Genomic DNA, 12315 nt, shown 5'->3' on the forward strand with positions numbered 1-12315 from the left:
CCGCTCGCGTGCTTCAACGTGACGACTCCGATCCGATCATCCGTTTCGCTCGCAATATCTCGCAACCCTGAACGCGACGCGGCTTGGCCAACGGCCGCCGCCCAAGTTCGGTTCGTCATGCCAGGTATTGCCCAAGGCGCGGGTTTTCAGGCCACACCGCGAAGTCACTCAAAGAGCGTTGCACTGCGCGACCGTGCGCGGGCCGACGTACCACTGTAACGGCTTCCAACACAACAGATTGTCAATTCGTATGTGACGTGTTTTTTGATTTCTTGACGACATCGATCGTCGTCACGCCAGTCGAGGGAGTGACGAGTAAGCGAGCGTTGCCCGTTTTCCGCCTGCCCGGCCTGCCGCCCTACGATCGACAGACGTAAAAAAAGCCAGCCGCAAGGCTGGCTTCACGCAGGTCCATTCATCACCGTCGGCGCTATCCTCGGCGCCGTAGGACGACATGCGTGGCCTTCTCCGACGCTGCGGATTCAACGCATTCGTATCCCAGAGTCCGCAAGTCGATCCCTTCGAACAGCGATTCTCCGCGGCCGAGCAGGACCGGCGAGATAGCAATATGCAGCTCATCTATGAGGCCCTCACGAAGATACTGCCGGATTGTGTCCGGCCCACCGCCGACCCGCACGTCCATCCCGGCAGCGGCTTCGCGTGCATGGTCGAGCGCCTCGCGAATGCCTCCTGTTATGAAGTGGAACGTCGTGTCGCCTTCCATCTCGATGGGTGGACGAGCATGATGGGTCAAGATGAAGACCGGAACGTGATACGGCGGATTCGCTCCCCACCAGCCTTTCCAGTGTGTGTCCGGCCAATCCCCACGAATGGGTCCGAACATGTTCCTCCCAAGGATCCAGGCGCCAACGTTCTGAAAGCCACGGGCGGCAAAATCGTCGTCGACCCCGGTCGTACCGCCGTCGTTGCCGAACAAGGCTCGCTGGAACGTGCGGGTTGGGACTAGCCACTGGTGCAGTTCCGTCCCACCAACGCCGAGCGGATTGTCGATGTCTTGATTCGGACCTGCTCCGTATCCGTCGAGCGAGATGGTAAAGCCGTTAACGCGAACTCGTGTCATCGTTTGCCTCCTTTGGATGCCTAACAGGTAATCTACGGACGCTGGCGTCCGGATATGCACCATCCTCTTGTGAACGCTCGATGTCGCCCAAGGTCAGCCCGAGTTGTTCCCACAACCCTGTCCATCCGACCGGCGTGACTTCCACGGACGGCGATCTCCGGCTCCGCCTGAACCAACCTTTTTCACATAGTAGATCGAGCAGCCCGACTCCGAGCGGTCCGGCGAGGTGATGCTCGCGCTCGGTCCAGTCCATGCATTGATGTGCGATCCCGTGCCGACCCCGCTTCATATCGCTGATATTAATCCCCAATGTTGCGAACCACGCCGCGCCCGTGGGTGTGACATCTAGCCGTTTATCGCCGGCGATGGAAAGGAAGCCCTTTGTCATCAACTTTTGCGTGATGGCGACGCCAGCTTTGCCGGCCAGATGGTCGTAGCAGCAACGTGCGAATCGCAGGCTTTCAGCATTACGGCCAAGCGCGTTTCGGCGACTTGGGCGTTGCGGCGCGATCGAAGCCAGACTTTCGAGCGCCACCGCAACTTGCGGACTGGCGATCTTGTAGTAGCGGTGGCGTCCTTGTTTCTCGACGCAGACCAGTCCTCCGTGCAGCAGCTTGGCGAGATGGCTGCTGGCTGTCTGCGGCGTTACACCGGCGGCATGGGCCAGCTCACCGGCCGGCAGCGCGCGCCCGTCGGCCAATGACATCAGCATCGCGGCCCGTGCTGCATCGGCAATCAGAAATGCGGTGGCGGACAAATTGGGTTGCGCGTTCAAGTAAGCCTCCGGGTTTCAGCTGAAGCGTAAAGCGCTTCGATAGTCGCATGATTCGATACGCGTCGAAGCGTTCGGCGCCTCGCGCCTTCGATACTGCGGCAATACTCCCACCACTCGAAGCGAGGTCGTCCAAAATGAGAAGCTGTAAGCGGCAGCGACCGGTCCTGTGGGCGACGGCCGTAAGCTACATGATCGTCATTCTGGACACGTCTATCGTCAACGTGGCGCTGGAACGGATTGCCGAGAAACTCGCTGGTGGCATCGCCGCATTGCAGTGGGTCGTGACCGCATACACGCTCAGCTTTGCAAGTCTGCTGTTGACAGGCGGCGCGCTGACAGACCGGCTCGGCGCACGCAGCCTCTACATCTGTGGGTTGGCGACGTTCGCATTGGCATCGGCATTTTGTGGGTTTGCGCCCAGTGTCGCACTGCTTGTCGTGGGACGCATGGTTCAGGGCGTCGGCGCGGCGTTGCTGGTCCCGGCCTCGCTAACGCTTATCAACGAAACATGGCCGGATCCCGGGGCGCGTGCGGCCGTGGTCGGCTTGTGGACGGGACTCGGCGGTGTAGCGATGGCGTCGGGGCCATTAGTGGGCGGCATGCTGATCCGGTTTATCGGCTGGCGCAGCATCTTTCTGGTCAATGTGCCGATCTGTTTGGCCGGCATATGGCTGGTGTGCAGGGTCTCGCCTGAAAGATCGAAACCGCGACCGGCGATCGCGGGCAAGTTCGACCTCGCCGGGCAGGTCGCGGCGATCGTGTCGTTGGTGTTGCTGAATTTATCGGTGATCAGTGCGCCGCACTACGGATGGCGCTCACCCGTGATCATCGGATGTATGGCCGCAACGCTTGCGACGGGCGTTGCATTTCTCGCGATAGAGGCTACGCGCACAGATCCGATGGTGCCGCTGAACTTGTTTCGCAACGCCGCATTTTCGGGCGCGGTGTGGGTATCGATGGTGTCCGCATTCACGTTCTACGGACTGATCTTCGATCTGGGTCTACTGTTTCAGCGACAGCTCGGCTATAGCCCGCTGTCGACCGGACTGGCGTTTTTGCCGCTTACAGTTGCTGTACCCGCCGGAAGTCTGTTTTCGAAACGGCTTACGGAACGGCTTGGTCCTCGACGGCTAGTTGTAGGCGCGTTCCTGTTGGCCGCAGGCGGGTATTTCAGTCTTATGGAAGTGGCGCCGTTACGTCCGTATGCACTGTTTGCGTTGCCATTGCCGGCGATTGGCCTGGCAGCGAGCCTCATTACCCCTGTAACGACAACGGCAACGATGGCCTCTGTGGACCGCGGTCGTGCTGGCATTGCCGCGGGGGTGCTGAATGCAGCACGCCAAACCGGCGCGGTTCTTGGCGTGGCATGGTCAGGCGCGCTGCTTGCCGGGCACACGACGATCCGCGAGGGTATGCAGACGAGTTTGCTGATAGCGGGACTGCTGTCCGCAGTCGCGGGCGCAATCTGGTGGCGCGCGCTGCGATCTGATTCAGTGTACGGGGATAACGCAGAGAGGCGCCCAGCGGCGGTGTCGGAGTGACCAGGAGAGACGGGGAGGATAGGGACGTCGCGCTGGCGATCGGCTGCGCGAAGCGGGATCCGCGATGTGGCAGGTTTGAACGGCCTGAATGAAAAAGGCCGCGTCAACGTCATTCGTTGCGCGGCCTCGGTCGGTTGTGACGGTCGTGCGTTACTTCACCCCAAGCCCCCGCAACACCGCATTACCCTCGGACGTCAGACGGATATGCGGCTCGCCGGCATCGTTCGAAACCGTCTCGACGAGACCGGCTTCGTAAAGCTGCGGAATTTCGGGTTTTGCGGATGCATCGATCGGCGCGTGCAGCAACAGCAGCAGCGTCGCGAGTTCATGATGGCTCAGGAGACGGCGCAGGATCGTGGGGCGCTTGGCAGGTGGTTCGTTGCTATTCGGTTTGGGTTGGTTCATGGAGCGCACCTCGTGCGGGGACGTGTCCGAGGATCATGCGGACGAAGTCTTAAACGATTCTTAAGACTCCATTGTCCTGTAACACTGTGACATGATCGTTTCAACGGATCAGATTCCGGCGCCCGGAACGTCGCTTTGATGCGCCATAAAGCCTTATGGAGCGCAGGTTTTGCCTGCCGATTCGATCCACAGGTTGCTTACATGACGCTTGCCCGCATAGAAACGGTAAGTTGTCGCGCCGTTGTCGCTGCGTACCTTGACGATGTTCGAGTCGCCGAAGTCAAGCATCTGACCTTGCGGGATGCCGGTCGACTTGAAGGCGGCGTTGTGATGATTGGCCATCTGCGTCAGACAGGCAACCACGTCGTCGACGGAACGCTGGGTCGTCGTGTCCGTGACGGGCTCGCCGGAGTCGGGATCTTTCTGGAAATACGCGCAAGCGCTGAGCAGTAGCGAAAGGGACAGGACTGCAACGAACGTCTTCATAGGTCTCCTGGCGTTGATTCGGCTTGTGAGGGTCCATGCGCCGCATCGCATCGCCTGGTATCGCGCGAGATGCCAGGCGAACGTGCGGACCGGACCGCAAAACAGGCGCCATTATATCGAGACGGCGAACCTGCCCCGATCGGCACGCAGGTCGCGTGCCTGCAAAGACGAAGTCCGTATGGACGCGGCGAGTTCCGATGTTCCGATGAAGAAGCCGCTGTGGTGCCTCTCATGCCTGCCCGTCACTTGCGCCGCTGCGCCTGCGCCGCGAGCCGCACCGCCGCATTGGCCGCCCCATAGCCGTCGTAGCCGCCGCGCCGCTCGACGATCTCGAGGAAGAAGCGCTGGTCGAGTTGCTCGGTATAAGCGTGGAAAAACTCGCCGCCCCGTTCATCGCGGTCGTACAGGATATGGTTCGCGCGCATTGCTTCGAGCAGCGTGTCGGACAGCGCGTAGCGGGCCGCGAGGTCGTCGTAGTAATTGCGCGGAATGCGCAGGATCGGCACGCCGTCGGCGACGAACTCGGGGATCGCGCTGAAGATGTCGCTGGTGCGGAACGCGACGTGGTTCAGGCCCGAGCCGTGATACGTGTGCAGCGCCTCGGCGACTGCCGTATGGCGATCCACCGACGCATTCAGCGCGATCCGTACCGAGCCGTCGGGGCTGCGCAGCGCGCGGCTGCGCACGAGGCCGTATGGATCGGGCACCAGCACGCCCGGCTCGGCCAGGAAGCCGAGCGCGGTGCGTAGAAATAACACCCACGTATCGAGCGCATTGGCCGGCACCGACAGGCACACGTGATCGATCCGCTCGAGCGGTCCGACCTCGGTCGGCCCGTTGACGTCGGTGAGCACGAAATCGGCTTCGAATAGCGTGGGCTGATCCGGCCTTTCGTCGACGAAATAGTTGAGGCTGCCGTCCGGCGCCTGCACGGCCGGCAGTACGCGCTCGTTCGGCCCGACCTGGCCGGAGAACGGCGCGTAGCCGAAGCCGGCCGCGCGCTCGAATGCCTGGCTCGCGTCATCGACCCGAAACGCCGATGCGCACAGCGACAAGCCGTGCTGCTGGAAAAAAGCGTTTGCGAACGAATCGGGCTCGGCGTTCAGCACGATCGATGCCGCGCCGTGCTGATACAGCGTCACGTCCTTCGAGCGATGCTGGCCGGCCTGGCGGAAGCGCAGCTTGCCGAGCCAGTCGGCGAGCTGCGCGCGCGTCGTGTGATCGACCGCGAATTCGAGGAACTGATAGCCCACGTGCGCGGGTGCCGCGGGCGAGCGGTACAGCTCGCTCGTCGTCTTCTGCGGCTGCGATTGCTGTTCGAGCAGCGCGCGGGTTTGCTCTTCGAGGAACAGCAGCGAGCGATGGCCATCGGCCGCCGTGATCGTGGTGGGGGCGGCGCGAAAGCCATCGTTGAAGATTTCCAGCGAAAGCGGGCCCTTGTAGCCGGCCTTGACGACCTGCGCGGTGAAGTTCGCGAGATCGAAGTCGCCCTGGCCGGGGAAGCAGCGGTAGTGGCGGCTCCACTCGAGCACGTCCATCGCGAGCTTCGGCGCGTCCGCGATCTGCACGAACGCGATGCGCTCGCCTGGAATGTCGGCGATAGCCTCCGGCGTGTCGTTCAGCGATAGCGTATGAAAGCTGTCGAGCACGAGTCCGAGGCTCGGATGGTTCACTGCGTCGACGAGCTTCCACGCGTGGCGGTAGGTCTTCACGTGCTTGCCCCACGCCAGCGCCTCATAACCGGCGATGACGCCGGCCGCCGCGGCCGCCCGGGCCAGCGCGCCGAGCTGATCGATCATCAGCGAGTCGTCGCAGAGGGTGTCCGGCGAGACGTTGCTGCACACGAGGATGCGGTCCGTGCCGAGCTCGTGCATCACGTCGAACTTGCGCTTGGCGCGATCGAGATTGCGCGCCAGCCGCTCGGGACTGACGCCGTCGAAGTCGCGAAACGGCTGGAACAGCATGATCTTCAGGCCGAGGTCGTCGGCGATGCGACGCACGTCGGCGGGCGAGCCGTCGAAATACAGCAGGTCGTTCTCGAAGATTTCGACGCCTTCGAAGCCCGCCGCGCGGATCGCGCTCAGCTTCTCGACGAGGGTGCCGCTAATCGACACGGTGGCAATCGAACGTTGCATGAACGGCTCCTGCGAAAACGCACAAACGGGGAGAAAGGAACAGGCAAGCCGCTGCGGCGCGCCTGTGGGCGCTGCGTGCCGGGTTTGCTGCAACGCGCAAATCGAGTCGCTCCGTTACGCAACGCAGCAAGATGCAGACCAGAATTCCCCATACTAGCCGGCAGTTTCGACAGTCTATACAAACTAACTAGATGGTACAAATTCGTAGAAACCCCGAATGACGGCGACGGCCGATGCGCGCACACTTCGTTATACGTCGAAGAACCGCCGCGGGTGCCGCGGTTCGAGTCGTACCTAATTCCGCAGGAGTCGTTGTTATGAGTTTTGCCTCCGTACTGGTCCTGAACGGACCGAACCTCAATCTGCTCGGCACGCGCGAGCCGGCCATCTACGGCGCGGAAACCCTCGACGACGTCGCGAAGCTGTGCCGCGACGCGGGCGGGCGCCTCGGCCTCGCGGTCGACTTTTGCCAGTCGAACGCCGAGCATCAGCTGATCGACTGGCTACACGCAGCACGTAGCAAGGTCGACGGCGTCGTGATCAATCCGGCCGCGTACACGCATACGTCGGTCGCGATCGCCGACGCGTTGACCGCGATCGAGAAGCCCGTCATCGAGGTGCATATCTCTAACGTGCATCGGCGCGAGGCGTTCCGGCATCACTCGTACGTGTCGGCGGTCGCGGACGCGATCATCGTCGGCTGCGGCACGCAGGGCTATGTGCTCGCGCTGGAACGGATGGCGACGATTCTTAAGAATAGGGCGGCGAAATGATCACTGAAGCGAACACTCGGGGAGCTCCCCGAAGCGCCGCGGAGATCGCCGCGTTGGCCAATGCGCAGGCGAGCTCGAGGGCCGCGCCGTGCTCCTTTCTGGTCGGTCTGATCGGTTCGGGCATTAGCGGTTCGCTCACGCCCGCGATGCACGAGGAAGAGGGCGGCAAGCTCGGTCTGCATTATGTGTATCGGCGTATCGATCTCGATGCGCTGAAACTCGACATCGCCGCACTGCCGGAGCTGCTGACGGCAGCCGAACGGATGGGCTACAACGGCCTGAACATCACGTATCCGTGCAAGCAGGCGGTCATTCCGCTGCTCGACGAACTGTCCGACGACGCCCGCGCGCTCGGCGCGGTCAACACCGTGTTGTTCAAGGACGGCAAGCGCATCGGTCACAACACCGACTGGTCCGGCTTCGCGCGCGCATTCCAGCGCGGCCTGCCGGATGTGTCGCTGGAACGCGTCGTGCAGCTCGGCGCCGGCGGCGCGGGCGCGGCGGTTGCGCACGCCGCGCTGAACCTGGGCGCGCAATCGCTGACGCTGTTCGACGTCGATGCCGCGCGCGCGCAGTCACTCGCCGACGAGTTGCAGGCGCGTTTCCCTAAAGCCGAGGTCAGCGCCGGCATGTCGCTAGCGGAGTCGCTCGCGGCCGCGCAAGGGCTGATTCACGCGACGCCGACCGGCATGGCCAAAATGCCGGGCCTGCCGCTGCCGGCCGAATTGCTGCACCGCGACCTGTGGGTTGCCGACATCGTTTATTTCCCGATCCGCACCGCGCTGTTGCAGGCGGCCGAGGCGCTCGGCTGCCGCACGCTGAGCGGCGGCGGCATGGCGGTCTACCAGGCGGTCGATGCGATGCGCATTTTCACGGGCCTCGAGCCGGACGCCGAGCGCGTCTACACCCACTTTCAATCGCTGTTGCAACGCTAACCGGCCGCGTAAAGACCGGCACACAAGCTGATCGAGGAGACAAGCACGACATGCCGCAATCGTTCCAATCCAATTCCGCGGACTCGTCCGCGCCGAACAGGACGGCGAGCCCCGCGCGCCGTTCGAAAGCCCGTTATCAGATCCTCGCGCTGCTCGCAGTCGGCACGATGATCAACTATCTCGACCGCACCGTGCTCGGCATCGCGGCGCCGCAGTTGACCAAGGAACTCGGCATCAACGCCGCGCTGATGGGCCTGCTGTTCTCCGTGTTTTCGTGGAGCTACGTCGCCTCGCAAATTCCAGGCGGGCTCTTTCTCGACCGCTTCGGCAGCAAGCTCACGTACTTCCTGTCGATGACGTTCTGGTCGCTGTGCACGCTCGCGCAGGGGCTCGTCCATGGCATCGGCGGCCTGTTCGCGTTCCGTCTGGGACTGGGCGTGTCGGAGGCACCGTGCTTTCCGACCAATAGCCGGGTGGTCGCCACCTGGTTCCCGCAAAGCGAACGCGCGATGGCGACCGGTACCTACACGGTCGGCGAATATATCGGCCTCGCGTTTTTCAGCCCGTTCCTGTTCATGCTGATGGGCGCGTTCGGTTGGCGCTCGCTGTTCCTCGTGGTCGGCGGCGTCGGTATCGCGTTTGGCGTGGTGTGGTGGTTGCTGTATCGCGAGCCGCGCGATCATCCGTCGGCGAATCAGGAAGAGCTCGACTATATCGAGGCGGGCGGTGGACTGACGCAACGCAACAAGGAGGTCGCGGGTGCGGCCGACGCAGCCTCGTCGAAGAAGAGTGGCTTCGAATGGCGCACGATTGGCCGGCTGCTCAAACATCGTCAGCTGACCGGCATCTGCCTCGGCCAGTTCGCGGGCAATTCGACGCTGGTGTTCTTCCTCACGTGGTTCCCGACGTATCTCGCCACCGAGCGTCATATGGCATGGCTGAAGATCGGCTTCTTCGCGATCATGCCGTTCATTGCGGCGTCGATCGGCGTGATGTTCGGCGGCCTGTTCTCCGACTGGCTGCTGCGTCGTGGCAAATCGGCGAACGTCGCGCGCAAGCTGCCGATCATCGCGGGTCTGCTGCTCGCGTCGACGATCATTCTGGCCAACTATGTCCAGAGCAACGTGGCGGTGATCGCGATTCTGTCGGTGGCGTTTTTCGCGCAAGGGATGGCCGCGCTCGGCTGGACGCTCGTGTCGGATATCGCACCCGAGGGTCTGCTCGGCGTGACCGGCGGCATCTTCAACTTCGCCGCGAATCTGGCGGGTATCGTGACACCGCTCGTGGTGGGCCTGATCGTCGCGGCGACCGGTTCGTTCGTGGGCGCGCTGGTATTTATCGGCGTCGTCGCGTTGATCGGTGCGCTGTCGTACATCTTCATCGTCGGCGATATCAAGCGGATCGTGCTGGTGGATTAATTCTTTCCGCTGAGCCTCGTTTCATCTCGCGGTCGCTGTTTCGTTCGAATTCCCGGTTGTCGTCGCAGTGCGGCGGCAACCGGGGATTTTTGCGTTTGGGGCCGGGTCGTGGCATCTGCTTATACGATGTCTTATCTGATCTGTGCGACCCTGCAAGATCTGCCAAGGCGCAGGGTAAACCATCTTGTATGACATCCCATCAATGAAGAGAATGCCTACAACATTAATCGCAAGTTGTATCTTCAAACCATGGGAGGGGACATGAGGACGGGATGGTTGGCGATTGCACTGGCATGCATGACGGTGGCGGGCTGCGGCGGTGGTGGAATATCGAACAGTGATTCCGACGCGACGGCCGCGCCCGCGACGCCTGCGTCTTCACCGAGCGTCAAGACGACGTTCAGCGTCGCGGAGTTCGGCGCCAAAGGCGACGGTTCGACGGACGACACCGCCGCGATCCAGAAAGCACTGAATGCCGCGAGTGCCGCGAAGGGGACGGTCGTATTTCCGCAGGGCACGTTCATGACCGGCGCGCTGTTCGTCGGTTCGAACACGACCTTGCAGATCGATGAAGGCGTGACGCTGAAGGCCATCCAGGCGCAGAGCTGGTGGAACATCAAAACCACCATCGCGTCTGGCGCGACGAACGGTTTCTATCCCGATGGTGTTTCGCTGTACCCGCAGGTGCCGACCCGCGTGCAGGGCATCGAGATGAACTGGGCATCCGCGATCATCAACGTCCGCGACGCCGACAACGTGACGATCACCGGCAAGGGCGTGATTGACGGCAACGGGCAATCGTGGTGGTCGCACTATTACGCCGACGGCACGACCTTCCATTCGTCGCTGGGTGTTACATGGGCGCTGAACTGGGACGAGCAGCGGCCGCGCGGTATCGAAACGTACAAGTCGACGAACGTCACGATCAAGGACGTGACCGTGCAGAACTCGCCGTTCTGGACCATTCACCTGTGCTACTCGGACCAACTGCATCTCGACGGCGTCCACGTCTACAACTTCCCGACGGCAGCGACCGGCATCATGCCGAGTACCGACGGCATCGACATGGACTCGTCGACGAACATTCTGGTCGAGAACGCGGATATTGTCGCGAACGACGATGGCTTCGTCATCAAGTCGGGCCGTGACGGCGACGGGCTGCGCGTGAACAAGCCGACAGCGAACGTCGTGATCCGCAACTCGACAGTGCGCGCCGGCGCGACTGCGTTTACGATCGGCAGCGAAACGTCGGGAGGCGCGAACAATATCGAGGTGTCGAACATTCAGGTCTCGCCGCTGACCGCGCAGATCAACAGCAACGTCGGCTACAAGACGGGCGGGCCGGCCGTCTACAGCGTGTTCGTGTTCAAGTCCGCGCCGACGCGCGGCGGCGTGATGGAAAACGTCTATATCCACGACATCAACGTCGACGACGCGTACTACTTCATGCAAGGCAACGAAAACTGGCCGGCCGGCGGCACGGTGCCGGCCGCGTTCGGCACGACGTATGTGGAACCGCCGTACTGGCCGTCGATACTCGTGATGCCGGCCAACGCGTCGGACGGCTATCCGATCTTCCGCAACTTCAGGTTCGAGAACATCACGATGAAGCACGTCGAGAGCGCGGTGTTCGGCGTCGCGGGTTACACGATCGCGGGTGAAGCGGAAAAGGGCCGGTTTACCAATTTCACGTTCAACAACGTGAACATCACGGCAGTCAAATCGTCGGGCACCTCAGTGGGCGCCGGTTCGATCGCCAATGCGGGCAACTGGACCTTTACCAACAGCACGATCAAGAACGCCGCGGGGGCAAACCTCGTGCCGACGTTGGCGACCACGTCGACTGCCGTCACCGGTTTGCCGGGACAGTAAATGGTTGAGCGCGCTTCGTCTCTCTAAGCGATAAAAAACGGGATGTGGCTTTCACCACATCCCGTTTCCGTTTCGGCCGTCGGCTACGCAACCGGCCTCAATCGTCCTTCTTTACGAACCGCAAGATCGCATCGACGATCATCGCCCGATGCCGCGCCCGCAGCCGCGGATGCGACGGATCCCGCCCAAACGCGGTGCCGAACGTATGCCGGTTGCCCACGCGATGAAAGCACAGCGAGCTGATCATCAGATGCAGATCGATCGGATCGATGTCGCTGCGGAACTGGCCGGCCGCGATGCCGCGCGCGAGCAGATCCTCGATCGTGTGAATCACGGTGACGTTGCGTCCTTTGAACGTCTTCACCTGCTCGACATACTTCGCGCCGTGAATATTTTCAATCGTCACGAGGCGCACGAAGTCGCGCTGGCGGTCGTGGTAGTCGAACGTGAATTCGACCAGCGCGCGCATGCCCTCGACCGGATCGAGTTCGCTGACGTGCAGATCCTGTTCGAGCGCACGAATGTCGCCATACACCTTTTCCAGCACCGCCTGGTACAACCCTTCCTTGCTGCCGAAGTAGTAGTACAGCATGCGCTTGGTGGTGTTGGTGCGTTCCGCGATCGCGTCGACGCGTGCGCCCGTCAGTCCCATCGCGGAAAATTCCTGGGTCGCGACGTCGAGAATATTGCGCTTCGTCTGCTCGGGATCGTATTTGCGTCGGGCGTCGACACGTCGGCCTTCGCCGTGCGGCGCATGGGACACGATGCCGTTGGTATCAGGCTCGGCGGCCTTGCTTCCCTTTTTCATTGTGGTTTCGAGCGGCAGTGACGGCGCATTCTAGCATGGCGAAACGGGCCTCTGGCGCGGCTCTGAGGCGTCGGCGCAGGCATCTG

At 62.3% G+C, this 12315-nt stretch carries 11 protein-coding genes; 5 read left to right on the forward strand and 6 right to left on the reverse strand.

What is annotated here, in order from left to right; translation table 11 throughout:
- Positions 1-430: 430 nt before the first annotated feature.
- Together BJG93_RS19515 and BJG93_RS19520 are read right to left on the reverse strand one after the other, a co-directional pair.
- The gene (locus tag BJG93_RS19515; RefSeq protein ID WP_027195948.1) at positions 431-1081 is read right to left on the reverse strand and encodes a dihydrofolate reductase family protein; all 651 of its coding nucleotides are present in this window, start codon (positions 1079-1081) and stop codon (positions 431-433) included.
- The gene (locus tag BJG93_RS19520; protein WP_082194541.1) at positions 1062-1856 is read right to left on the reverse strand and encodes an ArsR/SmtB family transcription factor; all 795 of its coding nucleotides are present in this window, start codon (positions 1854-1856) and stop codon (positions 1062-1064) included. Before BJG93_RS19520 ends, BJG93_RS19515 begins: the two co-directional genes overlap by 20 nt.
- Positions 1857-2044: 188 nt before the next feature.
- On the opposite strand from BJG93_RS19520, the gene BJG93_RS19525 reads away from it, so the two are divergent.
- Positions 2045-3397 (forward strand): MFS transporter, encoded by a 1353-nt coding sequence (locus BJG93_RS19525; RefSeq protein WP_231337568.1) that lies wholly within the window; start codon positions 2045-2047, stop codon positions 3395-3397.
- A gap of 150 nt (positions 3398-3547) precedes the next feature.
- Here the strand turns inward: BJG93_RS19525 and BJG93_RS19530 are convergent, their stop codons facing one another.
- The 3 genes from BJG93_RS19530 to BJG93_RS19540 all read right to left on the reverse strand — a co-directional run bounded on the left by BJG93_RS19530 (position 3548) and on the right by BJG93_RS19540 (position 6423).
- Positions 3548-3802, reverse strand: a complete 255-nt coding sequence (locus BJG93_RS19530; protein WP_027195951.1) for a hypothetical protein — start codon at positions 3800-3802, stop codon at positions 3548-3550.
- 153 nt (positions 3803-3955) lie between these two features.
- Positions 3956-4288, reverse strand: coding sequence for a hypothetical protein (locus BJG93_RS19535; protein ID WP_027195952.1), 333 nt, complete (start codon positions 4286-4288; stop codon positions 3956-3958).
- A gap of 242 nt (positions 4289-4530) precedes the next feature.
- The gene (locus tag BJG93_RS19540; protein WP_027195953.1) at positions 4531-6423 is read right to left on the reverse strand and encodes a bifunctional sugar phosphate isomerase/epimerase/4-hydroxyphenylpyruvate dioxygenase family protein; all 1893 of its coding nucleotides are present in this window, start codon (positions 6421-6423) and stop codon (positions 4531-4533) included.
- A gap of 317 nt (positions 6424-6740) precedes the next feature.
- Between BJG93_RS19540 and aroQ the strand changes: the two genes are divergently transcribed.
- The 4 genes from aroQ to BJG93_RS19560 all read left to right on the forward strand — a co-directional run bounded on the left by aroQ (position 6741) and on the right by BJG93_RS19560 (position 11421).
- The gene (aroQ, locus tag BJG93_RS19545; protein WP_027195954.1) at positions 6741-7196 is read left to right on the forward strand and encodes a type II 3-dehydroquinate dehydratase; all 456 of its coding nucleotides are present in this window, start codon (positions 6741-6743) and stop codon (positions 7194-7196) included.
- Entirely contained in the window at positions 7193-8131 is a 939-nt protein-coding gene (locus BJG93_RS19550; RefSeq protein ID WP_027195955.1) for a shikimate dehydrogenase, read from the forward strand. Before aroQ ends, BJG93_RS19550 begins: the two co-directional genes overlap by 4 nt.
- 50 nt (positions 8132-8181) lie before the next feature.
- Entirely contained in the window at positions 8182-9549 is a 1368-nt protein-coding gene (locus BJG93_RS19555) for an MFS transporter (RefSeq protein WP_027195956.1), read from the forward strand.
- A gap of 261 nt (positions 9550-9810) precedes the next feature.
- The gene (locus tag BJG93_RS19560) at positions 9811-11421 is read left to right on the forward strand and encodes a glycoside hydrolase family 28 protein (protein WP_167544172.1); all 1611 of its coding nucleotides are present in this window, start codon (positions 9811-9813) and stop codon (positions 11419-11421) included.
- A 97-nt stretch (positions 11422-11518) separates the two neighbouring features.
- Here the strand turns inward: BJG93_RS19560 and BJG93_RS19565 are convergent, their stop codons facing one another.
- Positions 11519-12229, reverse strand: a complete 711-nt coding sequence (locus BJG93_RS19565; RefSeq protein WP_027195957.1) for a TetR/AcrR family transcriptional regulator — start codon at positions 12227-12229, stop codon at positions 11519-11521.
- Positions 12230-12315 lie beyond the last annotated feature (86 nt).

Origin of the sequence: Paraburkholderia sprentiae WSM5005 (assembly GCF_001865575.2) — a bacterium.
Lineage (GTDB): Bacteria > Pseudomonadota > Gammaproteobacteria > Burkholderiales > Burkholderiaceae > Paraburkholderia > Paraburkholderia sprentiae.